Below are 25,020 nucleotides of genomic sequence, written 5' to 3' on the forward strand. Positions count from 1 at the left end.
AGTCGCGCGCACCACTTTTCCGACACATGAACGCGACGATCAGACAGGCACGTCCAGAGGACCACGACGCCGTCGCCGCCTTCACCGCCGACACGTGGGACGACCGGGAAGAGCGCGACTACATCCCCGACGTGTTCCGCGACTGGGTCGACGGCGACGGGCCGGACCAGCGGACGGTCGTCGCCGAGGTCGAGGGAACGGCCGTGGGGCTGTGTCAGGCGATCATGCTCACCGACCACGAGGCGTGGCTACAGGGGATGCGCGTCGATCCAGCGTTCCGGCAGGGTGGCCTCGGTCTTCGGATGGTCGAGCACCTCTTCGAGTGGGCCAGCGAGCGCGGTGCGACCGTCGCCCGGAACATGGTGTTCTCGTGGAACGACGCCGGGCTTGGGCAGTCGATGGCGGCAGGGTTCGACCCCGCCACCAGTTTCCGCTGGGCCGAGCCAGCGCCCCGCGAGGGGACACCGGACTTGCCCGTCGAGGACGACCCGGCGGCGGCGTGGAGCTACTGGACCGCGAGCGACGCCCGCACGGCACTCGGTGGCCTGACGCTCGACGCCGGACGCTCGTGGGCGCTGTCGGAACTGACGCGCGAGGAACTCCACCGGCTGGCAGACGACCAGCGCGTGTTCGCGGTCAAACGTGACGGCACCCGTGGAATGGCCTGCCGGGTACGGACGGCGGCCGGGCCGGACGACCAGTCCATCGCCGAGTACGGCGTCGCCGCCTGGGACGACACCGACGCCGCCGACGCACTCGTTACCGCGATCCGAGACGACGCAGCCACCCTCGATGCCGACGCCGTCAGAGTCCTGTTTCCCGAAACCGCCCGTCACGTCGGCGAAGCCGCCTTCGTCCGCGCTGCGACGAGCGACTGGCCGACCTTCGTCACGAGCGCGGATCTGACCTGAGTCGGCGGGGCACGGTCCTGAGCAGTCCTGTACTGCACCGTCTTCTCAGCCGCCGCTGACCGGTGGAAACAGCGCCAGTTCGTCGTCGGCGTCGACTGGTGTCGCCAGCCCCTTCCCGCCAGCGAACGGGTCGTCGCCGTCGTGGAGCAAGCGCACGTGATCGACCAGTTCACCGTCCTCGTCGAGCACCGCCGCTTCGAGTGCGGGATGGGCCGTGAGCAACGCATCGAGTGCCTCCCCGATCGTCTCGGCGTCCTCGACCGTCACCCGGTCCTCGCCGGCCGCCTCGGCCAGCGTCGCGAAGAGCCGCCAGTGCATAGCTCGATAGCCGTTCTCGGGCACGAAAGGCTTTGTGTCCCTGCACGCGGTCGTGTTCGGATAAGCAGTCGTTTTCGAGCGGTGCTTCAGAGTCGCGATTGGTGCTCCCCTGTCTGACACGATCCCGCTTGCCACTCAGTCGGCGTCCGTGGTCTCGTCGTCTTTGCTCTCGTCTTCGGGGTCCTCGGCCAGTAGCTCGTCGAGTCCGTCGTCGTCCATCGCCGCACCCTCTTCGAGTAGATCGGCGAAGCTCCCGCCCGTACTCTCTTCGTCGTCCGACTCGGTGCCCTCGTCCGCACCGGCGGACGCAGCGGTGTCGTCCCCGTCGCCCCGCTCCGTGCTGTCGTCCCCGTCGTCCTGCTCCGTGCTGTCGTCCCCGTCGCCCTGCTCCGTGCTGTCGTCCCCGTCGCCCTGCTCCGTGCTGTCGTCCCCGTCGCTCTGCTCCGTGCTGTCGTCCCCGTCGCTCTGCTCCGTGCTGTCGTCCCCGTCGCTCTGCTCCGTGCTGTCGTCCCCGTCGCTCTGCTCCGTGCTGTCGTCCCCGTCGCTCTGCTCCGTGCTGTCGTCCCCGTCGCTCTGCTCCGTGCTGTCGTCCCCGTCGCTCTGCTCCGTGCTGTCGTCCCCGTCGCTCTGCTCCGTGCTGTCGTCCCCGTCGCCCCGCTCCGTGCTGTCGTCCCCGTCGCCCCGCTCCGTGCTGTCGTCCCCGTCGCCCCGCTCCGTGCTGTCGGTGCGTTCCTCGTCGCGACCGACTGTCGCTGACGGGTCGGTGTCGTCGTCCTCGCTGTCGTCGGGGGCCGTCGTCCCCGGAAGGTCGTCGGTGTCTGGGAACGCGGCGGTGTCCGGGATCGCGTCGTCGTCGGTGAGATCGGCCGCCTCGTCGCCCGCTGCCGTCACCCCTTCACCGATGCCGGGGAGGTCATCGGTGTCGGGGAAGGCCGCTCCGCTCGGTATCGTCGGCTCCTCACCGCCGTCGCCGTCCGTCTCGTTGTCACCGTCGTCTGCCGTGCCGCCAGCGTCGTCGTCGCTGTCCTTGATCCGTGCGGTCGCGCCGTCGTCTGCTGTCGGCGTCGAATCGGCGTCGACCTGCTCGGGGCCGTCGTCGGGTCGTTCGTCGTCCTCCTCCTCGTCGGTCGGTGACTCGTCTATCGGTGACTCGTCGGTCGTCGATTCGATGGCCGTTCGAGCACTCGACCGATCCGCGTTCGTGTCGGTGTCGTCTCCCGCTCCGGCCGATGGGATGGCGTCGGCAGGCGATTCGGCCGGCGATGTCGTCCGGTCTCCGATGTCGTCGACAACGCCATTCTCGGGCGCTTCGGTGGCTGCCGTCAGCTTTCGGAGTGCGTCGGGCGTCGCGATGGCGTAGAGGACATCGTCGCCCCGGAGCGTCCGATCCCGGTCAGGCAGCGCCGTCGGCTGCTCGTCCTCGCGGGTGATCGCCGCCACGGTCACCCCGAGCGAGTCGACCGCCATGCCGTCGGCACGACTGCCCGGCTGGACGGTGATCGTCGCCAGCGTCTCGTCGGCGGCTCGCAACAGGGAGGCGAACTCCCGGTCGGGCCGGTCCTCGACCGGGAGCGTGACGAGCTTGTACTCGGTCGTCGGGTCGAGTTTCGGCGTGTCGGCGGCATCGATGGCGACGGTGACGATCTCGCCGGCGACGCCACGGAGTTCCCCAGTGAGGACCCGGCGCATCGGGTCAGTCTCCCAGACCTGTACGAGGTCGCCCGCACTGGCGGCGTGGGCGGGGTCGGCGCGGATCGCCACCGCGTTGGTCGCGGGCGGCAGCGTCGGCCCGATCCCGGCGGCTCGTGAACCGAGCGCGAGATAATCGATCGCGCCGGTGTCGTCGAACTCCACGTCGACGTGACCGACGCCGTAGTCGGTCTTGAGCCGCGAGACGAACCGCTCGCGCAGTTGGGCCTGTGTCAGACGGCGCGGGAAGAAGAAGGTGTGGCCCGCCAGCTTCTCTTTCGTGGTCTCGGGGACGGGATCGTAGCCGACGATGTCGTCGATGTCGTCGGGAACGTCGACCGAGATGACCCGGCCGACCGTCTTGACCAGTTCGCTCACTTCACCGTCGATCTGATTGCCGCCGGTCGCGGCGAACAGGTCGACGCCGAGCGCGTCCCCGACCTGCATGCCGGTGTAGGCTCCGACGCCGCCAACGAGGAACGTAACGACGTTCGCGAGCGCAGCCAGCGCGTCCGGGTCCGGTCCGTCGGGCGCGAGTTCCTGGGCTAGCAGCGACGTGGTGCCGGCCACGAGTGCGACGCCGGCCAGCCCCACCAGCAGTGCCAGTCCGACAGGGACGCGCTCGCGGACGTACCAGCGGTACAGGAGCGAGACGGCGGCGGACAGAAAGCCGGCGAGGACGGCCGTGCCGACGATCCGGGCGGCGGTGTCGATGATCGCCCCGCTGGTCCCGGCGGTCAACTGGAGGATCACGCGACCGCCTCCTCGAAGCCGTCGAGGTCCCCGCGCGTGCCGACGACGAACAACTGTTCGCCGGCGACCAGTTCCGTCGCGTCGTCGGGTGCGATCTGCCAGCCACCCGACTTTCGGACCGCGAAGACCGCCACGCCGTAGGTGTCTCGGAGGGCTGCGTTCCCGAGTGCGATGCCGTCCAGCGGGCCGCCGCTATGGGGTGTCACGCGCCGGAACCGCATCCCCGCACGCCGGAGCAGGGAGACCAGTTCGTACTCGCGACGGGTCCCGCGGGGTTCGACGACGACCTTCGCACGCGAGGCCCGCAGCAGTGGCTGCGCGTCGGTCCGATGGACGGCGGCGGTGAGTCGTCCCTCGCCGCCGTCGGTCGTCGGAGCCAGCACTGGCTTGGGCGGTTTCTCCTCGCCATCGATATCTGGTTCGTCGGGTTCGACTGGCGTCGCCGCGGTGTCCGACCGGGCGCTGACGAGCGTCCCTCGGACCTGTGCGTCGGGGGCCAGCAAGGTCACCTCGTCACCCCGAGCCAGCCCCGTCGGGAGCAGGGCGTCGACGGAGACGGCGTGGCGGCCGTCGTCGATGCGTTTCGAGAGTCCCGAGAACGGCGGTGCGGCGACGACGCTCGCCCGACCCCGTTCGTCGATGGTGACGGCCACGTCGCCCAGATCGAACTCCGTCTTGAGTCGTTCTTCCATCCGCCCTTCGAGTTCGTCGAGCCGTAGATCCGCCGGGAAGGTCCACTCGCCGCCGCGAATCTCGGCCCGGAGCGGTTCGGGCAGCGGTGGGTACCCCTCCATGTCGGCCACTTCGCCGACGACGCGGATACGGACCTCCCGATTGCCCCCGACGAATTCGACGACATCCTTCGAGAGGGTCTTGCTCCGTAGCGATTTGAGTGTGAGTCGCTTCGGGAAGTTCGCGCCCATCGCGTCGCCCTTGCTGTGGGCGTACATCGACGCCATGCTGACCACGACGATGGCGACGATGATCCGCTCGGCGTCGGGGCTGGACGTGATCGACTTGTCGGCAAGCGCCAGCAGGCCGCCGTTGACGCCCGCGAGTGCAATAGCGAGGACGGCGACACCGAACGAGGGGACGGTGACGCCTGCAAAGTAGCGAAAAGTAAAGGCGAGTCCCCAGGAGACGAGTGCCGGGATGATCCCGACGAGCAGTCCCAGATAGATCCCGAGGAGCACTTCGACCGGAGCTGAAGCCATGTCACACTCCTGTCGCTCCTGTTCAATAGGCGTATCGGCGCGTCTGACGCTGATCGGACCAGCTCCACCTCGTCAGAAGACAAGCTTTACTCCCGTTCGGGCGAGCAAGCCGATATGGACAGGATTCGCGACTGGGTCGGCGTCCGTGCTGTCATCCTGTTACCGACGCTCGTCGCCGTTCTCTCCTTTCTCAGTGGCGTCACGAACATCAGTGCGGCGACGGTGTCGGGACCGCTCGCGCCGTATCTCCCGGCCGCCATCGAACGCACGGTCGGCTTTACCGGCGCGCTGACCGGCTTCTTGTTGCTCTTTGCCGTCTCGGGGCTTCGCCGTCGGTACCGCGCGGGCTGGTGGGCGACGGTGCTGTTGCTCCCGCTGACGGCGGTTCAGGGCTTGCTCCAGGGCGTCGTCTCGGTTCCCTATCTCGGCGAACTTCCTGTCTCGTTCCCACTGATCGTCCTCTCGGTCCTGTCGCTGCCGGCGGTGCTGGTCAATCGTCACGTGTTCGACCGTCCGCTGGACATTTCGACGACCCAGCAGGCCGCCATCGCCGCGCTCGTCGGCGGCCAGATCTACATCACCGCCGGGACCTACGCGCTGCGCGACCAGTTCGGCGGCGTCACGACGCTGACCGACGCGCTGTACTTCGCCATCGTCACCTCCAGTACGGTCGGATACGGTGACGTGTCGCCGGACCCCCAGTCACAGGCAGCCCGCCTCTTTGCGATCTCGGTGGTCGTGATCGGTACGTCTAGCTTCGCGCTGGCACTCGGGTCGGTGCTCGGCCCGGCGATCCAGAGTCGCATCACCAAAGCACTCGGTACCATGACGGAATCACAACTCGACCTGCTCGAGGATCACATTCTGGTCCTCGGCTACGGCGACCTGAGCGAACCGATCCTCGAAGAACTCGAAGCCGCTGTCGACTTCGTCGTCGTCACGGAGGACCCGGAGGACGCGGCCGATCTCCAGCAACGAGACATCCCCGTGTTGACGGCCGATCCCAGTGACGAAGAACCGTTGCACCGCGCCGGCATCGAGCGAGCGCGGGCGGTGATGGCCGCGACCAACGACGACGCACAGGACGCGCTGGCGATCCTGACGGCCAGACAATTGAATCCCGACATCCGCATCGTCGCTGCTGCCACCGACCGCGAGAACGTCACGAAACTCCGTCGGGCCGGCGCAGACGCAGTCATCAGCCCCGCCGCCATCGGTGGTCACCTGCTCGTCGAATCGGCACTCGGCGACGAGGATTCCGAGACGCTCGCCGATAGAATCCTCTCCGACGAACTCTAAGACGCACGATCTTTCGAGTTCGTCGTCGATACCGGCGTGACGGTTGGACGATCACCGTCGTCTGCTAGCCCCGGTCGACGATCGCAACGTCGGCGTTCAGCGCCCTGATCCCCTCGAACGTCGGTGGGGCGACGAGTCGTGAGGCAGCACTGCGATCCCGACTCGCGCCGATCAGCACCAGATCGTAGTAGGGGGCACTCTGGTGGAGGAAGGGGACGATCTGCTCACGCGAGACGCGAGTCTCGATCGGCGCGTCGAAGGGGTTCGCGAGGTTCGAGAGCATCGACTCGGCGCGTCGGCGGTCGCCGGTGTCACCGATACAGGTACAGACGCCAACGTGCCCGCTCGCGCCGGCCAGTCGGATCGCGAAGTCGATCATGCTGTGGGCCACGTCACTGGCCCGGCGCACCGGGACCAGCACGCGCTTCCACTCGGTTCGGTCGCTGTTCGAGCGATGGACCAGCACGTCCACGTCGCTGCGAAACAGGTCGCGGACGAACGGTGCCAGCCGGCCGTGACGCTGGGCGTAGGGGGTCGCGATCAGATCACAGTTGGTCTCGGCGGCCGTCGCGAGAATCGTGTCGCCGAGCGAGCCACCGTCGACGGCGACGACGACCTCGCAGGGGACCCCGACTTTCGTCTCGATCCGGCGGGCGCGCGTCTCCAGACTGTCGACGGTGTCGGTGACGGCCGAGCGGTCGACTGCGTCCCACACGTCTGTCTCGCTATCGGGCACCGAGGTCGCGATGTCGACGCGTTCGTGCCTGTCGAGCAGGTCCCGCTCGGCGCGTGCGATCTCCTCGTCGTCGACCACGTCGAGCAGGACGACCTTGCCGGCGTCGTGGGCACCGGCGATGCGTGCGCCGAGCATCACCGTCGAACCGGGGTGGTCGCCGTACATCGGGACGAGGACGTGGTCGTCACCCTTGACCGACTGGTAGAGGACGGTCGCACGCCGCTCGTAGAACTCCCGTCGCCAGACGAGGAAGACGGCGGCGACGATGGCCGTCGAAGCCAGGACGCTCACGAGGAAGGCAGGCTGCTGGGCCGGCGGGACGAGCAGGCCGAGCAACGCCGTCGAGTACGCCGACGGCTCTTCGAGGGTCAGCAGCCACGTGACCGTGCCGACCAGCAGGACCGAGAGCGCGGCGGAGACGGCCGTCACGCCCAGTGCCGTCGTCGGGCCGGCGACGAACTGATTCGAGACGACCAGTCCGGCCCAGCCACAGGCGGCCCCAGCGGTCAGGCCACCGACGAACTGCGTGGGATCGGCGTACTCGCTGTCGGGGTTGGCAAAGAGGGTGTACGCACCCGACGCAAGCGGCGGAAAGAGCAGGAAGGAGAGGGCATCGAGCGTGTTCGAGAGGTAGGTGACGAAGGCGATCAACAGCGGGACAAAGAGGAGCACCGAGAGGTGGACGATCGTGGAGGTGCGTTCGAGCCAGTCGCGAAGCTCTCGAAGTTCGCGCCGTTCGATCCGGCGCAGTCGCGAGACTGTCGTCGCGACCACCCGGCGCACCCGGTCGCGCATACCATCCCTGCAGTCGTCCGCCGACAAGAGGTTTCGGGACCGTGGGTGGCTACGGAACCGTGGGCGGCTACAGCGACGCGGCGGTCTCCAGTGCGAGCGTGATGGCGCGCTCGACGTTGTTCCTTGCCTTCTCGGGCAGTTCCTCGTCCTCGGTCTCGCCCTTCTGGGTGCCCTCGACGAGGTTGCCGTCGACCGTACAGATCGCGCCCGCGGCCATCCCCTTGCGACGAGCCAGCGAGAACAGCGCGGCCGCTTCCATCTCGACGGCGAGCAGGCCCGCGGCCTCCCACGCGTCGACGTACTCCTCGGTCTCGGCGTAGAACGCGTCGTCGGTCGCGATGGGACCGACGTGGACCGCTTCGTCGTTCGCTTCGGCGGCGTCGACGAGTGCCGACAGCACGTCGTAATCGGGCACTGCGGGGACGCTCTCGTCTTCGTAGCGTTTCGTCGTCCCCTCGTCCTTTGCGGCCCCGGTCGCGACGACCATGTCACCGATCTCGATGTCTGCCTGGAGCGCGCCGGTCGTCCCGACGCGGATGATCGTCTCGACGCCGACGGCGTGGAGTTCCTCGACGGCGATGGCCGCCGACGGGGAGCCGATGCCGGTCGAACAGATCGTCAGCGCGCGGCCCTCGTAGGTGGCGTTGACGAGTTTGTATTCGCGGTTCTGTGCGACGGTCTCGACGTTCTCACACTGGGCGGCGATCCGGTCGACGCGGCCGGGGTCACCCGGCACGAGCGCGATGTCGTTCAGGTCACCGTCTTCGACCAGCAGGTGGGGCTGTTTCGCCATACGAGTGGCGAGGACCGAGAGCGATAAAATGGTCTCCCTTCGAAGCCGCTCCGTTCGACTGTGACGGCTCGTCGTGTCGATCCATCCTGAAATGTAACTCGCAAGTAGTCAGGATTATGTGTAGATAATCCTAATCAGGAGCTGAAATATGAGCGATAGCCCTCCACTGGACACTGGCGGACTGCTCAGATCCGCGACAACGATCGGTCTCGCACTGATGCTCCTCGTCGGCCTGATCGGTGGCGTGATGGCCTTCCAAGGCGTCAACGAGGGGAACGTGAAGGTCGTCAAGAATCAGGGTGCGGTCACGGGCACCGTGCTCGAACCCGGCTGGCACTTCATCACTCCCATCGTTCAGGGGACGGTCAGCATTCCGACACGACCACAGACGTACACGATGAGTCATCAGTCCGGCGAGGGTGCCAACGCGAATCAGGACGACTCGGTACGCGTCCTCACGCAGGACGGTCTACACGTCGACGTCGACGTGACCGTCCGCTACCGCGTCACGCCCCGCGACGCACCGCAGTTCCACGAACAGTACCGAAACCTCCCGACCGCGGAGACACGCCTCATCCGTCCGACCGTCCGCTCGGTGCTGCGGACCGAGGGTGGAAACATCGACGTCACCGACATCTACACCGGTGAGGGCCAGACGCGCCTGAAATTGGCCGTCGAAGAGGTGCTCAAGGCAGAGACCAACGGGAGCGGGATCGTCATCGAGAGCGTGCAGATCCGAAACGTTCGCCTCCCCGACGAGTACGCGAAATCTATCGAGCAGAAGAAGGTCAAACAACAGAAGATCGAAGAGGCCGAGTACGAGATCGAGGTCGCCCAGAAGAACAAGGAGCGTCAGGTCATCGAAGCGGAGGCCGAGGCCGAACAGATCCGCATCAAGGGCAACGCACTCCGCCAGAACCCCGAGGTACTCGACCTGCGCTACATCGAGGCGCTGCGCGAGAACGAGAACACGATCTACGTCCCGGCGGAGGGCGGAGTCACCCTCACGCGTGACGTGACCGACGACGCCACGCCCACGAGCCAGCGCAACACGACAGACAACGAGAGTACGCGCTAACACCACCGACACGACGTGTTCCAGATGCGACGATACGCCACTGCCGCTACCGTCATCGCCCTCCTCTTCGTGCTACTGGTAGCGATGGCTCGGGCGTCGGGGTTCCTCCTCCTCCCGCTTTTGTGTGCAGTGGTCCTCGGGCTTGGATACGTGGCCGTCCAGATCGTGACCGGGTCGCCGTCACCCTATCCACGGATCGCGTCGGGCACGTTCGAACGGACCGAGTCCACCACGATTCAGCTCTCCGAGACGACACCCTGTGACTCCTGTACTGATCGGGAGGGGGCGGGCGAGTCCCGTACCACGCATCGGGAGTTCGTGTTCCTCGGTGTCCCACTCGTTCGCCTGTCGACGACAGAGACGACCCTCTGTGCGGTGTGTGCCGACCCGCTCGCGGCCACTGACGAGGCAGAACTGGACGCTATCGACCGTGAACTCGAACGCGGTCGGTGACGGTTCCTATCCTCTCATCGGGTCCATCGGGCCACACGGACCGACAGCGTGGGCTTCGCTGCACCTGACCGCTGGCGTGACCCGAACACATATTGTTTTCTGTGCTGAAAGTCAGGATATGCCACAGCTAGAAGTCAGGCTCAGCGTCGACGACGAGAGCGACCCGATCACCTACCTCGTCGATGGCGACCTCAAGCGACCCGGAGGTGCCATCCAGCGGGCCAAAGACCGCGCGGCCGCCGACGGGCACGAGGGCGTCGAACTCGACGGTGTCAGGCTGGCAGAGCCTGCCTGAAAATCTGTTTCAGACGCCAGCGCCGAGAAAGAGGAAGATGTTGTTGGTCGCCGGACCGAGACCGACGGCGGCGATCAGCGCGAAGACGAGCGATCCTTCGACCGGCTCTTCTTGCACGTAGCGGTTGAACGAGACGACGATGGCCGCGGCGACGACGAGTTTGACGAGCACGAACAGCCAGCCGACGCCGAGTAGCTCTGCGGTCGGTAGCCGTCCGGCGAGACCCATGATCTCCCGTGGCAGGGGCGAGCGCTCGGCCACGCCGAGCACGTCGGTGCCGATAGCGGTCGAGACACCATCGAGTGCGTGGGCGAAGATGACGACCGGGCCAGCGTAGCGCGTTCGGACGAACACCGGCGTCCGCCAGAGGCTGATCGCGAGGACGACGACGGCGGCGACCACGAGCGCGCCGATGACCGACAGGGCCGACCACACTGGCGAGAACGTCGGCTGGCTGAACACCTGCCAGACTCGCATGACCAGCAGGACGACGAGGATCGCCGTGCCGACTAGTCCGAGGTTTCTGCCGACGCTACCTTCGTTCCCGCGGACGATCCCGACACCCTGTAACACCAGCCAGACGCCGGCAGTCAGGATGTACGTCGTGAAGTACACGGCGGGTGTCCCGAACAGTGGTTTGTATAGCGACGGGTACAGCCCGACTTGCTCGAAGGCGTGGAGTGCGCCCCCGATCGCCATCCACGGCACGAGTGCGACGACTAGCTTCTGTTCGACCTCGGGCTGTGCCGCCGACAGGAGGACCGTCACCAGTCCCGTCCCACCCAGCAAGACGACGAGATACGGCAGGGCCGGCAGCGCGAACCCTGTCGGTAAGATCTGCATATCCCGGCCACCGTCGCGGAGCGTCGAAAGTGTTCCGACCTCGAACGGTCGCCGGGAGTCTTACGTGCCAGCGAGTCGATGCCCGGATATGGACTCCGTCCCCGAACGGATCGAACACACGGTGCTGGGACCGACGACGCGGTGGGCCGACGTGCAGGCGGTGCTGGACGCGGCGCTCGAACACGGGATGCGCGCCTGCATCCCGCCGTGCTACGTTGCCCGTGCCGACGACTACGCGAACGTCCCGCTCGTGACGGTGATCGACTTTCCCCACGGGCAGGGAGCGACGGACGCGGTCGCCGCCGCCAGTCGGGCGTGGGAGGATGGTGCCGACGAACTCGATCTGGTGTGTAACGTCGGCCAACTGAAAGCCGGCGAGGACGACGCCGTCAGGCGCACCGTCGCCGAGGTCGTCGCGACCGTCCCGGTCCCGGTGAAGGTGATCGTCGAAGCACCGCTCCTGACCGACGAAGAGAAGCACCGGATCGGCGAGATCGTCGCCGACGCCGGTGCGGACTTTCTGAAGACTGCCACCGGCTTCTCGGAGGGTGGCGCGACCGTCGCCGACGTGGAACTGCTCAGTCAGTACCGCCCGGTGAAGGCCAGCGGCGGTATCGGCTCGTGGGCTGAGGCCGAGGCGATGTTCGACGCCGGTGCCGAGCGGATCGGTGCATCGAGTGGCGTCCGGATCGTCGAGGAGTGGGCCGCTGCACAGTCGGAGGCTGTCGACCACGACGGCGAGGAGGCGGGGGACCGATGAGCGTCCTCGACCGCTTCGCGCTCGACGGCCAGACGGCCATCGTCACCGGCGGCAACCGCGGCATCGGCCGGGCCATCGCGCAAGCGCTGGCCGAGGCGGGCGCGGACGTGGCGATCGGCAATCGCGACGCCGACAGCGGCCAGCAGGCCGCCGAGGAAATCGAGGCGGCGACCGACGCGACGGTGCGAGCCTACGAAGCTGACGTGACCGACGAAGCGCAGGTCGAAGCACTCGTGGAGGCGACCGTCGACGAATTCGGCGGGCTGGACGTGCTGGTCAACAACGCCGGAATCACCGTCCACGCACCCGCCGAAGAGATGACCGTCGAGCAGTTCCAGCGGGTCGTCGACGTGAACCTCACGGGTACCTTCCGCTGTGCGAAACACGCCGGTCGTGCGATGCTCGACACCGCCGACGACCGAGACGGAGCGGTCGCCCGCGGCGGCGTCGGCTCGATCGTCAATCTCTCCTCGATGTCGGCCCGCGTCGCCAACTACCCCCAGCATCAGGTCGCCTACAACGCCACGAAGGGTGCGGTCGACTCCTTTACGAAGCAACTGGCCTCGGAGTGGGCTGCCGACGGGATCAGAGTCAACGCCATCGCGCCGGGGTACGTCCGCACCGACCCCGTCGACGAGGCTCTGCGCAAGGACCCCGAACTGGAGTCGCTGTGGAAATCGGAGATGTTGCTCGACGAGATGGCCCGGCCCGAAGACATCGCGCCACTCGTCGTCTACCTCGCCAGCGACGCGTCGTGGTACATGACCGGTTCGTCGGTCCTGATCGACGGCGGTTACACCGTCCGGTAGCTGTGATTCACCCCAATTTCGGGTGGAAACTGACCGACGACACTCGGTTCTAACAGTGTGTTTGAGTGGCTCTAGCGCCCGTTTTACCGACCGTGAGGGTTTTCCCTGCCAGCCGACTAGCCCGAACGTGACCACTGGCACTTCGACCCCCGAACACGACCCCCAGCACCTGACGAGCCAGGGCTATCACATCACCCTCGACGACGGCCGTGACTCCTTTTTCGCCCTCTCGATCGAAGCCGAGGACAGCGACGACGCCTGGCTCATGTCCGACACCGTCTGCGCGCTCGACGAGATGCGCTAGGAACGGCCGTCGATAGACTGGAGGCGGACACGTCGACGCTCGAGCGATGGATGGACAGCAGTGACGTGGCTGAAACGTCCGTCGCCTTCGACCGGAGACACGGCGAGTGAGCTCGTCGAGCGGGCGTGACGGCGGAGATCTTCCACAGGTGGTGTTTTCGTTTCTTCGAGAAGTCGCGCGAGCGCGGACGCCAGTGCCGCCGGGTTCCCCGTCAACTCTGCCGCGGCGCGATCCGCTGCAAGTTCACGTCCGCGAGAAAACAGCCCGACACCGGCCGCTGCCACAGATCCGACGATCGTCGCGCCAGCCTCGATGAGATTCGACGGACGACCCAGCTGTGGGCCCAAGAGTTCCGCGTACAGGAGCGGGACACGAATCCACGTCATCACGAGGTGGTCGCCGTTGGCGACGTGTGAGCACTCGTGAGCGAGTACTGCCGTGGCCTCCGCCTCAGATAGGCGGTCGAGGAGACCAGTGGAGAGGACGATCACCGGGCTCACACCGGACGTGCGGACGATCGAATCGTCCGGCCGGCAGGTGGTGTAGGCGATCGGAAACGCCGTCTCCCGAATCCGGATATCGGGCGTCGAAACCGCCAGTTGCATCGCGAACTGCTCGACAGTCCCCTCGATCGAGAATCCGCCTTCGGACTCGCCGAGTGGCCGCGTGTCTGCGAGGAGCCGCTCACGGTCCTGCCGGATCGTCCGTCGGATCAGATTTGTGGTGACACCGATAGCGACGAGTCCCGAGACTCCCCAGAACAACCGCCAGCCCGCATTTGGGACCGTGAGCGAACCCAGCGCGAGTGCGTCTGCAGCGAACGCAGAAACGACCATGGCCAACACGACGCCCAGTGAAGCCGCGATCCCGAGAGTCACGAGGAGCGCGAGGGCGGTGATGAGCAACGAGACACCGGCCCGGAGGGAGAGTGCCGAGAGCGTTGGCATCCCGATATACTTTCTCTTTTGGCCCCCTCAGATAAAGTTCGTTCGCTGTCGAAATAGTCGGTTGCGGATCGACGTCACAACCGCAGAATCGCCAATTTATAACAATAAAAATTAGCTAAATACAGGCGCTAAGCCCCCGTGCTTAAGGAGCAACGCAGGCCGGAGGCCGAGTAGCGCAGTAGGGCGGGGATACAGCGCCGTCATCATCTGCCCGTACCCTGAACTGTTGCAGGCTCACAGGCCCACGTCTACCGAAGCCACTATACGTGTAGCGTGCATACCGTGCATTACGGTGAAACGGAAGACAATCACCATTCGGGAGGACCAAGACGAGTGGATTGAGGACCAACACCTCAATCTATCGTCATTCGTCCGGGAGCAACTGGACGAACTTATCGAGGAACGCGAGTAGCCAATGTACTACGCCTACAAGTACCGTCTCAAGCCGTCCGACGCCCACCGCGAGGAGTTGGACCGCCACCGAGACATTTGTAGGCAACTGTACAACCACACGCTCTACCGCCTCAACGAGTACCAAGACGAACACGGTGAACTGCCGTCCATGACCACCCTGCGGTCGGAGCTACCCGCCCTCAAAAAGTGGTGGGACGACCTCTCCGACGTGTACTCGAAGGTCCTCCAAACTGTCGTCGAGCGGCTGTTCGACAACCTCAAAGGCCTCTCCACACTCAAGGAGAACGGCTACGGCGTCGGCCAACTCAAGTGGAAGCCGCCACGGGAGTTCCGCAGTTTCACGTACAGTCAGTCTGGCTTCAAGCTCGACAAGAAGGGCGGTCAGACTGTCCTATCACTCTCGAAACTCGCGGACATACCGATACGACTCCACCGGGCTATCCCCGACGTTCACAAGAGCGACAGCTCTTGTGCAGCCCATCAGAAATCTCCGATTTTTGAGGACGACGCCACCGTTAAGCAGGTCACGGTCAAGAAGGAACCGACGGGCGAGTGGTTCGCCACCTTCGGCGTCCAAATAGACCGTGAACCACCCGAACCGCCTGAGAAACCCGAGAAGTGCGTCGGAGTCGACGTGGGCATCCTGAAGTACGCCCACGACACCGACGGCACGGCGGTCGGGTCGCTCGACCTCTCAGACGAGCGCGACCGCTTGGAGCGCGAGCAACGGAAGCTCTCACGGAAAGCACACGGGTCGAACAACTGGGAGAAGCAACGGCAGCGCGTTGCGGAGTGTCACGCCGACCTCCGACGGAAGCGCTGCGACTTCCTCCACAAGCTCTCGAACTACTACGCTCGGGAGTACGACCTCGTAGCAGTCGAAGACCTGAACGTTAAGGGGATGATGGAGGTACCGTCGAACAGCCGCAATACCGCGTCTGCTGCGTGGCGAACGTTCCTCTCGTTGCTCGAATACAAGTGCGAGCGTGAAGGAACGCACTTCGTCGCGGTCAACCCGAGAGGGACAACCAAAGAGTGTGCCTCTTGTGGTGTGGAGACGGACAAACCGCTGTGGGTCCGTGAACACTCTTGCCCGTCTTGTGGATTTGAAGCGGACAGGGACGCGAACGCGGCGTGGAATATCCTCACTCGCGGTCTTGCAGAAGTAGGAGTGGGACACTCCGAATCAACGCCTGTGGAGACTGCGCTCCCTGTGGACACTGTGGTTGTGTCTGCAAAGCGCGTCGTGGAAGCAGGAAGCCCTACCCTCAAGGAGCGAACGGCGTCAGCCGTGAGCGAGTAGGGTAGGGTAGTTCACTAGCGACTGATGTACTTGAGCCGTGTTCTGATGAGGACGACCTATGCCTCAACGACGTATTCGCAGAACGGTGGGAAGCCGAGGTAGCGGAGACCGATAGCGTGGACGTCGAAGAAATCGTGTCTATCCTGGGCACAGAGGCAAACGGCGAATTGACGAGCCACGATGGTGATGGAGTCAGCCTGGTTCTGGAGGGGGGTCTCATGGTTCAGTGGCCGTCGGAGACGGCTCTCCGCGTGGACCTGGCGGCTGCTAAAGCACTCAAACAACAGCACCGCCAGTGGACAGATCTCGACGGGAACACGAGAGCGCACATCTTAGCTGGGCTTCGAATCTTCCTCAGAGAGTGTCCGGATGGCAGCGCAACCACCGTCCAGCAAGAAACTGTCGAGTCCTGTTGTTCAACCAGAGACGTCACTGCGGTCGTTTGCACCGGGAGTGATGCTCGAATTGTCGAGAAACCAATTTCGTAGTTCTATTGTTGCTTCCCATTCGATGCTCCGTCCGCCGTCGCAGGCCCGCTACCGACCCTCCGTGAGCAGGGTTACGAGGAGCAGCGTGTGCGCTACACTCGATCGGAATCCGTCGCGCTTTTGCCCGCGAGCGACAAGAGAGTAGTAACGCAGCGCATGGCCCAGTATCACATCGAGACGTACGGGTGTACGTCAAATCGCGGCGAGACCCAGGAGATCGAGCAGGCGCTCCGCGAGGGCGGGCACCACCCGGCAGCAGGACCCGAGGAGGCCGACGTGGCGATCCTCAACACCTGTACCGTCGTCGAGAAGACCGAGCGCAACATGCTCCGGCGGGCCGAGGAACTGGACGCCGAGACGCCCGCCGATCTGGTCATCACGGGCTGTATGGCACTCGCACAGGGCGAGGAGTTTCGGGACGCGGGCGTCGACGCCGAAATCCTCCACTGGGACGACGTACCCCAGCACGTCCTCAACGGCGAGTGTCCGACCGTCACGCCCGACACCGAGACCGTGCTGGACGGCGTGGTCGGCATCCTCCCGATCGCTCGGGGCTGTATGTCCGACTGTTCGTACTGCATCACCAAGCACGCGACCGGCCGGATCGAGTCGCCCTCCGTCGAGGAAAACGTCGAGAAGGCCCGCGCGCTGGTCCACGCCGGAGCCAAGGAGATCCGCATTACGGGTCAGGACACGGGGGTCTACGGCTGGGACCGCAATCAGGGCGAGAGTCTGCTGCCCGAACTGCTCGACCGGATCTGCACCGAGATCGACGGCGACTTTCGGGTCCGGGTCGGGATGGCCAATCCCAAGGGCGTCCACGGCGTCCGCGAGGAACTCGCCGCCGTCTTCGCCCAGCACGACGAACTGTACAACTTCCTGCACGCGCCCGTCCAGTCGGGCAGCGACGACGTGCTCGCGGACATGCGCCGCCAGCACGCCGTTTCCGAGTACGTCGAGGTCGTCGACACCTTCGACGACCATCTCGACTACTGGACGCTGTCGACTGACTTCATCGTTGGCTTCCCCAGCGAAACTGACGCCGATTTCGAGCAGTCGATGGCCCTCTTGCGGGAGACTCGCCCGGAGAAGATCAACGTCACGCGCTTCTCGAAGCGTCCGGGCACCGATGCCGCCGAGATGAAGGGACTGGGCGGTCAGACCAAGAAGGACCGATCGAAGGCCATGTCCGAACTGAAGATAGACGTGACCGGCGCGGCCTACGAGGCCATGATCGGCGACGAGAAACGGGTGCTGCTGACCGAGGACGGCACCGACGAGTCACTCGTGGGGTACGACGAGGCCTACCGGCAGGTCGTCGTGGCCGACGCGCAGGACCGCGGACTGGAAGTCGGCGAGTTCGTCGACTGCGAGATCACCAGCCACAACACGGTGTACGCGTTCGGCGAGCCGGTCTAGCGACACCCTCCTAAACAGGTGCGTGAGCGACGAGGAGCAGCATCGCCGCCACAGCCCCGGCGACCGCGACCGCGGCCCGGGCCGACAGGTCGTGGGCAACCCTCAGTGCGCCCGTCCACAGGTACCCCATCCACAGGATCGCGCCCGTCAACAACGGTGATCGCGTGTCCATGAGTCCGGCCCCGTTCCAGTTTACCGGTCCCTGACTCGCCGTCCCAGCACCGTACAGGACTCCCCGAAGCGTCGCGTCCGGCGTCGTCGCCAGTATGAACCCCGCGACGACCGCCACGAGCGGGTAGACCACGAGATACGGCGCGAACGACCAGCCGACGTACGGCGCGACCGCTCGGAACCGACCCGTGCCGCCGACGGCCCGTGCGAGCACGTGGAGTATCGCTGCCGCCACCAGCCACAGTAGCACGCTCTGGACCAGCGAGCGCACGATACTGGTCGGAAACACGGCCGGGAGCGCCACCCGTTGTCCGCCGACTGCGACGGTGATCGCCGCGCCGACGGCCGACGCCTGTTCCCAGTGGACCACGTACAGCGGGAACATCGTGGCGACACTGGCGGCACCGAGGACGACCACGAGCGCGAGTGCCTGCGCGAACGACGGGGGGTTCACCCCGTCGTCGAACGCCCGCTTCGGGCGGACGAGGAGTGTCGCGAGTGAAACGTCCATCCGGGAGGAACTGACGGTTACACAGGAATATAGCTGTCGAGGCGAGCGACGACAGCGACGCCGACGGACTCATACGGACGGTTGTCGTTCCGTGTCAAACGGCCTGTGTCACGACGAGTGTGAGGACGACGAGACTCCCAGAAATTGCGGCCGCTCGACGCCGCGAGAGATCGTAGACCACGTCGAGCGCGCCCAACCAGATGTACGCCATCCACAGCGTCACCGCGACCGAGGGGAGCGAACTCACGTCGATCAGCCCCTCGCCGTTGAACGTCACCAGCGTCCCTTCGACGCCGCTGGTGCCGTGGAGGACGCCGTTCAGTGTCGCACCGGGCACCGTCGTCAACTGCCAGAGCGCGACGACCGCGACGAGTGGGTAGACGACGACGTAGGGCGCGTGTGACCAGCCGACGAAGGCGAACAGCTGCCTGAATCGTCCGCTACCGCCGGCGAGGCGCGCGGCCCCGTAGAGCAACGCCGTCATCACGACCCACCCGACGAAGACGATCACAATACCGACCAGAATGCCGATCGCGAACCACAGCGGGAGCCGTGCGGTCTGGGTCCCGATGATAAGCTCGACGGTCGCGATGTCGGCCGGAAGCTCCCGCTGCAGGGCGACGTAGATCGGAAACGCGGTCGCCATACTCGCTGCACCGACGAGAAACACGAGGACGAGCGGCTGGACCAGCGACGCCGGCTCATCGGCCGCCTCGAACGCCTCTCGCGGGCGCACGAGCAGCGTCGTGAGGGGAACGTCCATCGACAGTATCTCTCGGTTCGTGTTGGAAATATGTACCGAGAACAGGCCAATGATTGCCAACGACCCACATCCTTTCCATCGCGACGCGTGGGGTCGCCGCTTCGTGGTGTTGGATCGACCAGCGGGCCGCGGGAAGTCGATCTCAGTCCCGCAGTGCCTCCACTGGTCGCGCGTTGGCGGCCTTCCACGCCGGGTAGAGACCGCTGAGGAAGCTCGCCCCGGTGCCAAAGACGAATCCGAGGATAGTGAACTGCAACGCCTGCGTGGTGAACGCGAGGGGGTCAGAGAGCAGTTGGGCGTTCATGACCATCCCCAGTCCGACGCTGAGGATGACACCGAACACCGACCCGACGACGCCCAGCAGCGCCGCCTCGTACAGCATCAGCCGGAGGATGTCGAGCCGGTGGTAGCCCACGGCCCGAAGGACGCCGATTTCGGCCTTGCGCTCGATGGTGCTCATCAACATCACGTTGAGGATGCTGACCGAGGCCACGAGCAGTGAGACGCCCCCGACCGCGAGCAGGAAGGTTCGGATGAGGCTCATCTGTTCGTTGAACCGTTCGAGGTTCGCCTCGGCGTCGAAGACGCTGTACCGCGAGCGCCGTTCGCTGTTGAGATTCTCGTCGAGGCGGTCGCTGATGGCGAACGCCCGCTGGGGCGTGTCCGCGCGGACGAGGACCTGCGACGCGCCATCGCCGAGTTCGCCCGGCGGGAGGACGATTGCGTCGCTCGTCCGGACGAACGAGGCGCGACTCGACTCGGCGAGTACGGCGACGACGCGGCGGTTCTCGTCGCCGACCTGCACGCTGTCACCGGGTTCGACCCCGAGCGTGTCGGCCAGTTCGCTCCCGACCGCGACACCCGAGCGCCAGTTCCGCGGGATCTGGCCCGACGCAGCGGTGACAAACACCGCTGGATCGGAGACCGACACCAGTGAGGCGCTCGTCGTCTGCTGTAATCCGGTCACTTGTGCCCGGCTACGGCTGAGCGTGTAGACGTCACCGCCCCCGGCGTAGCGTTCGATCTCGGCGACCTGTTCGCGACCGAGCGTGTCAAACTCCGAGTCTTCACCGGGACCGACGCCGACGGTTCGAATCGCGTCGTCGGCCGTGCTCAGGAACGATTGTTCGAGCGTCGCGCCGAACATCCCCAGCGAGGCGATGGCGACGACACCGATCGTGATGCCGGCCATCGCGAGGATGGTTCGAGCGCGCGCCCGTGAGAGGTTGTTTCGGGCGAACGCCAGAAACGGCGAGAGACGGGAGAGCGGGCTATCGATCACGAGTCACCTCCCCGTCGACCAGTCTGATCGTCCGGTCGGCGAAGTCGGTGACCTGCTCGTCGTGGGTGACCGTGAGGATCGCCACGCCCTCTCTCGTGATCTCGTCGAACACGTCGAGCACCTGCGCGCCGGTGTCCTGATCGAGGTTGCCCGTCGGCTCGTCGGCCAGCAGGATATCGGGGTCGTTGATCAGCGAGCGTGCGACTGCGACGCGCTGTTTCTGCCCGCCCGACAGTTCGTTGGGGTAGTGATCGAGGCGGTCGCCCAGTCCGACCCGCGTCAGCAGTTCGTCGGCCCGATCGATCAGCGTCGACCGGTCGTCGCCGACGAGTCCGGGGACGGCGACGTTCTCGCGGGCGGTCAGCGTGGGGACCAGATAGAAGCTCTGGAAGATGAACCCGACCGTCTCTCGCCGAAGGTCGGTCCGCTCTCGCTTCGACAGCGTCGACAGTGCAGTGCCGTCGACGGTGACACTGCCCTCGGATGGCTCGTCGAGCAGGCCAAGCAGATTCAACAGCGTGGACTTCCCGCTCCCGCTGGGGCCGACGACGGCGGCGAACTCGCCGGGATCGACGCTGACCGAGACCCCGTCGAGTGCCCGCAGCGTCTTGTCGCCTGACTCGTAGATCTTCACCGCGTCGGTGGCGCTGATGACGCTCATCGGTATCGACGGTATCCCAGCCCACCGAGGACCAGTACGACCACCACGCCGCCGATCAGTACGATCGGCATGCCGGCGGACCGCTGGGACTGGCCGGTGGCGACCTGTTGGCGGGGCGTGTAGGGGACCATGACCGTCTGAGTGACGCGCTGGCCGTCGACCCGGTAACGCACCTCGACGGGAATGTCGATCGTCTCGTTCGTGTCGGCCGTGAGCCGAGCGTCGACCTGGAAGGACTTGAAGTCGCTGCGCTGGACCGAGCCGACGAAGTAACTGGACTCGGACTGGGCCGGCGCGACGGCCTCACCGTCACCGACCGACACCACGACCGCCGAGGTGTTTGCCGTCCCGAGATTGCTCGTCGATCCTCTGACGGTCAGGCGGTCGCCGGCCTGCTCGATTCGCAGTCCGGTCAGGTCGATCTCGCCGCTCGCCTGCGGGCGGTGTTCGACCGAGACCGAGCGCGTGATCTGCTGGCCGTCGACGCGATACGTGACCGACAGCGGGATCGTCGCGGCCTCGCCGTCCTCGGGCAGTGCCGCCGCCAGTTCGAACGCTCCAGAGCTACCCGGTTCGAGGTTGCCGACGAACGTCCGAGACTGGGCGTCACCGAGGCTGTAGTCGTCGTCCGTGACCGAGAGACGGAACGAGGAGACGTTCGTGTCACCGACGTTGTTGGCTTCCCCGACGATGTACGACCCGCCTTTGCGGGTGACGATGTCGACGTCCGACAGCGACACGTCGCCGTTCGAGCCGGGTTCGTAGCTGATCGAGAGCGTTCGTTCGACTGGCTCGCCGTCGATGAGATAGCGAATCGTAACCGGGACCGTCGTCGCCCCGCCGTCCTCGGGGGTCGCGGTGACCAGACTGAACTCGCGAGACTCGCTGGCACCGATCGATCCGATGAACGTTCGGGACTGCACGTCACCGAGGCTGTAGTCGCCGGCCGCGGCGATGCGTGCCGACGACACTGCCGTCCCGCCGACGTTGTCGGCTTGTCCGGTGACCCGTAGCTTGCTGCCGACCTTGCGGATGTCGACGCCCGAGAGCGAGACGTTTCCGGGGTTCTTGACCCGCTTGATCGTCGCCGAAAGCGTCTGCTCCGTCGAGACGTACTGCCCGTCTGCGGTGGTGTACTCGATGTCGGCGGTCACGGCGTGCTCGCCGATGGAGGCGTTCGAGACCGGGTATCGGAGCGTGACGGTCGACCCGGAGTCCAGTTGTGAGACGATCCGGCGGTTCTCGTCGAAGGTGAGACGCTTGGACCCGAGATCGATCGCGAGACTTCTGACCGGGTCCGTCCGGGGGTTCGAGACGTTCAGCGTCAGCGTCGTATCACCGGAGAGACCGACCGGATCGGCCGACAGTGACAGGGTGGGGTCTGGCTGCCCGACGTTCACCGTCACCGTCCGTTCGAGGTTGCGAACCTGTCCGTTCGAGAGCAACTGGATGTGGGCGACGAACGTCTGGGTCCCGCTCTCCTCGACTTCGAACGAGAGGTCACGGGCCACTGTTTCGCCGGTGCCGACCGATTCGGCACGAGTGCTCTCGTTGTACAGTTTACTGTCGTCCGCCTCGGTGGCCCGAATCTCGACGGCACGCAGCGTATACGAGTCGTCGCTGCCGTTGGGGTTCGTGACGGTGGTGGTGATCGTCAGATCGTCACCCGGTGCGGGCCGGTCCGGCGACGTTTCGGTGCCGACGACGACGACACCGGGAGAGGCCGCGCTCACGGGGCCGACGGCCAGCGCTGCGGTACTACACAGGAGGAGTGCGACGAGCGCGATCGATCGGCCGCGACTCATTGCCGCCTCACCTGCCGACTGTCGGTGATCGGTCGCGCCGACCGGGGACGCTCGTCTACGGAACCGTTCGTCTGCGTTCGTGGTGGGACCATTACAATTCGATCCGATGGTCGCAGGATTAAAAACCCCCTTCCCACGATTTCAGGGTGAGAAACCGTGTGCTCCGCTTTTTTATACTCCGGCGTCGATCAGGAGTATGAACCGTGTCTGGCGACGACCAGTCACCAACGAGCTAACACATGAGCGAGGAGCCACCGCTGGAGACCGTCGTCGAACTCCTCGACGACGAGTACGCCCGCGAGATCCTCGCAGCGACGAGTGTGGAGTCACAGTCCGCAGAGGAACTGGCCGAATGGTGTGACGCCTCCCCGCCGACCGTGTACCGCCGCCTCGACCGACTGCGCGAGCACGACCTCGTCACTGCCCAGCAGCAACTGGACCCCGACGGCCACCACTACGACGTGTTTACCGCGCAGTTGGCTCGCGTCACCGTCGATCTCGAAGACGGCGAGTACCACATCGACATCGAGCGCCGCGAACCGGACGCGGCCGACCGCTTTACCGAACTGTTCGAGGGACTCAAATGAACGGGGCACTGCCACTGCTGGCCGGGACGGCGCTGCAGACGAACGGGACGCCGGCACAGATGGTCGTCCTCCTCTTTTTCCTCGGGTTCGTCGTCTCCCTCGTCCTCTCGGTGACGATCCTCGTCAAGGGCATCCAGAGCTACCGCACGACCCGTGATCCGGCGCTGCTCGGGATGGCGGCCGGTATCCTCCTGTTGAGTGGCGTCCCGCTGCTGGTCAATCTGATCCTCGGAAACACGACCAGTGTCGGGACCGAGACGATCCGCCTCGTCGCGGACCTGACCAGGCTCAGCGGCCTTGCCCTGATCCTGTTTATGATCTACAGCACACAGCGATGACAAGCACAGCAACACGCCGACCGACTCGCAGGGGGGACCAGCCGTGAGTCCGCTCCTCCAGATCCTGCCGACGGTGACGGCGGTGACGGCACTCGTGACGGCCGTCGTCGGCGGATTCGTCGCCTATCAGGCCTACCGTGGCTACCAGCGCAACGCCAGTCGAGCGATGCTGTATCTCGCCGTCGGCATCCTGCTGTTGACGACAGTGCCGTTCCTCGTGAAGCAGCCACTCGTCTACTTCTCGCTGGCGACGGCCGCCGAGGCGGAACTGACGGCCGTCGCTTGCCGGGTCACTGGACTGCTGGCGGTGCTGTACGCCTTCACCGGCGCGTAGGACGCCAGTCCTCGTCCAGTCACTACTCGACCAGTCGGTCGACGTTCTCGTCGGCCTTCCACTCGCCCAGTTCCTTGGGGTCGACGTGGACGAACACGTCGTCGACCTCCGGCAGGTCTTGGATCGATTGAATGACGGCCGTCTCGATGTCGTGGGCCTCGAAGAGGGTCTTGTCGCCCTCGACTTCGACGTGGAGACTCACGTCGATTTCCGGGCCCACATAGTGGGCGATCACGTCGTGGGCACCCTCCACGTCCGGGTGTTCGAGCGCCCGCGCGATGATCTCGGCGCGCAGTTCCTCCGGCGGAGCGGCACCGACCAGATAGTCGAGGTTGTCTCGGACCACCTCGATCCCGGTGTAGATGATGCCTACCGAGACGAGCATCGCGGCGAGCGGATCGAGGACCGGGAAACCGGCCGTCGCACCGATGACGCCGACGAGTGCAGCCGCTGCGGTGAGGATGTCGTTGCGATTGTCCAGTGCCGTCGCGACGAGCGCCGGTGAGTGCTCCTCGCGACCGGCCTGCAGGCAGTAACGATACAGGCCGTACTTGACGACCCCGGAGAGAGCCAGCACGGCGATTGCGGCGGGGCCACGCGTCACGCCCACGTCACCGCTCAGCAGCGACTGGCCGGCCTGCCAGAGGATCACCCCACCGGCGGCGAAGATACCGACGGCGACGAACAGCGAGACGAACGGTTCGATGCGTTCGTGGCCGTGTGGGTGCTCGAAGTCCGGCGGCTGGGTCGTCAGGTAGAGACCGCCGACGATGACGAGGCTGTAGGCGGTGTCGGCGAGGCTGTTGACCGCTTCGGAACCGACTGCGAGACTCCCGGTCTCGGTCCAGACGACGCCCTTCAGGACGGCAAGCAGAAGGTTCGCTCCGAGAATCACCAGCCCGACCCGGCGCAACACGTCCCGACGCGACATTACGTCGTCGTAGTAG

27 protein-coding genes and 1 pseudogene are annotated in these 25,020 nt (G+C 65.7%); 15 read left to right on the forward strand and 13 right to left on the reverse strand.

Annotated features, from left to right (window positions below):
• Positions 1-26 precede the first annotated feature (26 nt).
• A complete protein-coding gene (locus AC5FRW_RS01805) occupies positions 27-911 on the forward strand; it encodes a GNAT family N-acetyltransferase (RefSeq protein WP_493566708.1) in 885 nt (294 codons plus the stop codon).
• Between the two features lie 45 nt (positions 912-956).
• On the opposite strand, the gene AC5FRW_RS01810 is transcribed toward AC5FRW_RS01805, so the two are convergent.
• The 3 genes from AC5FRW_RS01810 to AC5FRW_RS01820 all read right to left on the reverse strand — a co-directional run bounded on the left by AC5FRW_RS01810 (position 957) and on the right by AC5FRW_RS01820 (position 4,885).
• Positions 957-1,229 carry a ubiquitin-like small modifier protein 1 gene (locus AC5FRW_RS01810; protein ID WP_493566709.1) on the reverse strand — a complete coding sequence of 91 codons (273 nt, stop codon included), beginning with the start codon at positions 1,227-1,229 and terminating at the stop codon, positions 957-959.
• A 135-nt stretch (positions 1,230-1,364) separates the two neighbouring features.
• A complete protein-coding gene (locus AC5FRW_RS01815; RefSeq protein WP_493566710.1) occupies positions 1,365-3,671 on the reverse strand; it encodes a DUF8167 domain-containing protein in 2,307 nt (768 codons plus the stop codon).
• Positions 3,668-4,885, reverse strand: a complete 1,218-nt coding sequence (locus AC5FRW_RS01820; RefSeq protein ID WP_493566711.1) for a potassium channel family protein — start codon at positions 4,883-4,885, stop codon at positions 3,668-3,670. The genes AC5FRW_RS01815 and AC5FRW_RS01820 overlap by 4 nt, the downstream gene beginning before the upstream one ends.
• 114 nt (positions 4,886-4,999) lie before the next feature.
• Here AC5FRW_RS01820 and AC5FRW_RS01825 point away from each other — a divergent pair, with 114 nt between their 5' ends.
• On the forward strand, positions 5,000-6,184 hold the full coding sequence (locus AC5FRW_RS01825) for an NAD-binding protein (RefSeq protein ID WP_493566712.1): 1,185 nt from the start codon (positions 5,000-5,002) through the stop codon (positions 6,182-6,184).
• Positions 6,185-6,248: 64 nt separating this feature from the next.
• Here AC5FRW_RS01825 and AC5FRW_RS01830 read toward each other — a convergent pair whose 3' ends face one another.
• Entirely contained in the window at positions 6,249-7,715 is a 1,467-nt protein-coding gene (locus AC5FRW_RS01830; protein WP_493566713.1) for an HPP family protein, read from the reverse strand.
• A 67-nt stretch (positions 7,716-7,782) separates the two neighbouring features.
• Positions 7,783-8,508: a guanosine phosphorylase gene (locus AC5FRW_RS01835; protein ID WP_493566714.1), complete on the reverse strand. Its 726-nt coding sequence runs from the start codon at positions 8,506-8,508 to the stop codon at positions 7,783-7,785.
• Between the two features lie 148 nt (positions 8,509-8,656).
• Here AC5FRW_RS01835 and AC5FRW_RS01840 point away from each other — a divergent pair, with 148 nt between their 5' ends.
• The 3 genes from AC5FRW_RS01840 (at position 8,657) to AC5FRW_RS01850 (ending at position 10,334) form a co-directional block, all read left to right on the forward strand.
• Complete coding sequence (locus tag AC5FRW_RS01840; RefSeq protein ID WP_493566715.1) at positions 8,657-9,586, forward strand: prohibitin family protein; 930 nt, start codon at positions 8,657-8,659, stop codon at positions 9,584-9,586.
• Between the two features lie 24 nt (positions 9,587-9,610).
• Positions 9,611-10,039, forward strand: a complete 429-nt coding sequence (locus AC5FRW_RS01845) for a DUF8108 domain-containing protein (RefSeq protein WP_493566716.1) — start codon at positions 9,611-9,613, stop codon at positions 10,037-10,039.
• A gap of 118 nt (positions 10,040-10,157) precedes the next feature.
• Positions 10,158-10,334 carry a hypothetical protein gene (locus tag AC5FRW_RS01850; protein ID WP_493566717.1) on the forward strand — a complete coding sequence of 59 codons (177 nt, stop codon included), beginning with the start codon at positions 10,158-10,160 and terminating at the stop codon, positions 10,332-10,334.
• 9 nt (positions 10,335-10,343) lie between these two features.
• Here the strand turns inward: AC5FRW_RS01850 and AC5FRW_RS01855 are convergent, their stop codons facing one another.
• Positions 10,344-11,177 (reverse strand): DUF63 family protein, encoded by an 834-nt coding sequence (locus AC5FRW_RS01855; RefSeq protein ID WP_493566718.1) that lies wholly within the window; start codon positions 11,175-11,177, stop codon positions 10,344-10,346.
• Positions 11,178-11,265: 88 nt separating this feature from the next.
• On the opposite strand from AC5FRW_RS01855, the gene deoC reads away from it, so the two are divergent.
• The 3 genes from deoC to AC5FRW_RS01870 all read left to right on the forward strand — a co-directional run bounded on the left by deoC (position 11,266) and on the right by AC5FRW_RS01870 (position 13,050).
• Positions 11,266-11,937 carry a deoxyribose-phosphate aldolase gene (gene deoC, locus AC5FRW_RS01860; RefSeq protein ID WP_493566719.1) on the forward strand — a complete coding sequence of 224 codons (672 nt, stop codon included), beginning with the start codon at positions 11,266-11,268 and terminating at the stop codon, positions 11,935-11,937.
• A complete protein-coding gene (locus tag AC5FRW_RS01865; RefSeq protein ID WP_493566720.1) occupies positions 11,934-12,746 on the forward strand; it encodes an SDR family NAD(P)-dependent oxidoreductase in 813 nt (270 codons plus the stop codon). Before deoC ends, AC5FRW_RS01865 begins: the two co-directional genes overlap by 4 nt.
• A 127-nt stretch (positions 12,747-12,873) precedes the next feature.
• Positions 12,874-13,050, forward strand: coding sequence for a hypothetical protein (locus tag AC5FRW_RS01870; protein WP_493566721.1), 177 nt, complete (start codon positions 12,874-12,876; stop codon positions 13,048-13,050).
• On the opposite strand, the gene AC5FRW_RS01875 is transcribed toward AC5FRW_RS01870, so the two are convergent.
• On the reverse strand, positions 13,047-13,997 hold the full coding sequence (locus tag AC5FRW_RS01875; protein WP_493566722.1) for a M48 family metallopeptidase: 951 nt from the start codon (positions 13,995-13,997) through the stop codon (positions 13,047-13,049). The genes AC5FRW_RS01870 and AC5FRW_RS01875 overlap by 4 nt on opposite strands.
• Positions 13,998-14,412: 415 nt before the next feature.
• Here AC5FRW_RS01875 and AC5FRW_RS01880 point away from each other — a divergent pair, with 415 nt between their 5' ends.
• The 4 genes and pseudogenes from AC5FRW_RS01880 to AC5FRW_RS01895 all read left to right on the forward strand — a co-directional run bounded on the left by AC5FRW_RS01880 (position 14,413) and on the right by AC5FRW_RS01895 (position 17,621).
• The gene (locus AC5FRW_RS01880; RefSeq protein WP_493566723.1) at positions 14,413-15,714 is read left to right on the forward strand and encodes an RNA-guided endonuclease InsQ/TnpB family protein; all 1,302 of its coding nucleotides are present in this window, start codon (positions 14,413-14,415) and stop codon (positions 15,712-15,714) included.
• A 29-nt stretch (positions 15,715-15,743) separates the two neighbouring features.
• A pseudogene (locus tag AC5FRW_RS01885) lies at positions 15,744-16,052 on the forward strand (DUF8054 domain-containing protein); the annotation flags it as partial.
• Positions 16,053-16,061: 9 nt separating this feature from the next.
• Positions 16,062-16,202 (forward strand): DUF8054 domain-containing protein, encoded by a 141-nt coding sequence (locus AC5FRW_RS01890; protein WP_493566947.1) that lies wholly within the window; start codon positions 16,062-16,064, stop codon positions 16,200-16,202.
• 156 nt (positions 16,203-16,358) lie between these two features.
• Positions 16,359-17,621 (forward strand): tRNA (N(6)-L-threonylcarbamoyladenosine(37)-C(2))-methylthiotransferase, encoded by a 1,263-nt coding sequence (locus AC5FRW_RS01895; RefSeq protein WP_493566724.1) that lies wholly within the window; start codon positions 16,359-16,361, stop codon positions 17,619-17,621.
• A gap of 10 nt (positions 17,622-17,631) precedes the next feature.
• Here the strand turns inward: AC5FRW_RS01895 and AC5FRW_RS01900 are convergent, their stop codons facing one another.
• The 5 genes from AC5FRW_RS01900 to AC5FRW_RS01920 form a co-directional block, all read right to left on the reverse strand.
• Complete coding sequence (locus tag AC5FRW_RS01900; RefSeq protein WP_493566725.1) at positions 17,632-18,303, reverse strand: YIP1 family protein; 672 nt, start codon at positions 18,301-18,303, stop codon at positions 17,632-17,634.
• 94 nt (positions 18,304-18,397) lie between these two features.
• Positions 18,398-19,066, reverse strand: coding sequence for a YIP1 family protein (locus AC5FRW_RS01905; RefSeq protein WP_493566726.1), 669 nt, complete (start codon positions 19,064-19,066; stop codon positions 18,398-18,400).
• 142 nt (positions 19,067-19,208) lie between these two features.
• Positions 19,209-20,348: an ABC transporter permease gene (locus tag AC5FRW_RS01910; protein WP_493566727.1), complete on the reverse strand. Its 1,140-nt coding sequence runs from the start codon at positions 20,346-20,348 to the stop codon at positions 19,209-19,211.
• Positions 20,338-21,009 carry an ABC transporter ATP-binding protein gene (locus AC5FRW_RS01915; protein ID WP_493566728.1) on the reverse strand — a complete coding sequence of 224 codons (672 nt, stop codon included), beginning with the start codon at positions 21,007-21,009 and terminating at the stop codon, positions 20,338-20,340. The genes AC5FRW_RS01910 and AC5FRW_RS01915 overlap by 11 nt, the downstream gene beginning before the upstream one ends.
• Complete coding sequence (locus AC5FRW_RS01920) at positions 21,006-22,814, reverse strand: COG1361 family protein (RefSeq protein ID WP_493566729.1); 1,809 nt, start codon at positions 22,812-22,814, stop codon at positions 21,006-21,008. Before AC5FRW_RS01920 ends, AC5FRW_RS01915 begins: the two co-directional genes overlap by 4 nt.
• Before the next feature lie 239 nt (positions 22,815-23,053).
• On the opposite strand from AC5FRW_RS01920, the gene AC5FRW_RS01925 reads away from it, so the two are divergent.
• From AC5FRW_RS01925 to AC5FRW_RS01935, 3 genes are read left to right on the forward strand one after another with little or no spacing between them, the layout of a single operon-like run.
• Positions 23,054-23,401 (forward strand): ArsR/SmtB family transcription factor, encoded by a 348-nt coding sequence (locus AC5FRW_RS01925; RefSeq protein WP_493566730.1) that lies wholly within the window; start codon positions 23,054-23,056, stop codon positions 23,399-23,401.
• Entirely contained in the window at positions 23,398-23,739 is a 342-nt protein-coding gene (locus tag AC5FRW_RS01930) for a hypothetical protein (RefSeq protein WP_493566731.1), read from the forward strand. The genes AC5FRW_RS01925 and AC5FRW_RS01930 overlap by 4 nt, the downstream gene beginning before the upstream one ends.
• 43 nt (positions 23,740-23,782) lie before the next feature.
• Positions 23,783-24,073: a DUF7521 family protein gene (locus AC5FRW_RS01935; RefSeq protein ID WP_493566732.1), complete on the forward strand. Its 291-nt coding sequence runs from the start codon at positions 23,783-23,785 to the stop codon at positions 24,071-24,073.
• A 22-nt stretch (positions 24,074-24,095) separates the two neighbouring features.
• Here AC5FRW_RS01935 and AC5FRW_RS01940 read toward each other — a convergent pair whose 3' ends face one another.
• Positions 24,096-25,004 (reverse strand): cation diffusion facilitator family transporter, encoded by a 909-nt coding sequence (locus AC5FRW_RS01940; RefSeq protein WP_493566733.1) that lies wholly within the window; start codon positions 25,002-25,004, stop codon positions 24,096-24,098.
• Between the last annotated feature and the right edge of the window lie 16 nt (positions 25,005-25,020).

Source organism: Halomicrobium sp. HArcht3-1, assembly GCF_058933345.1.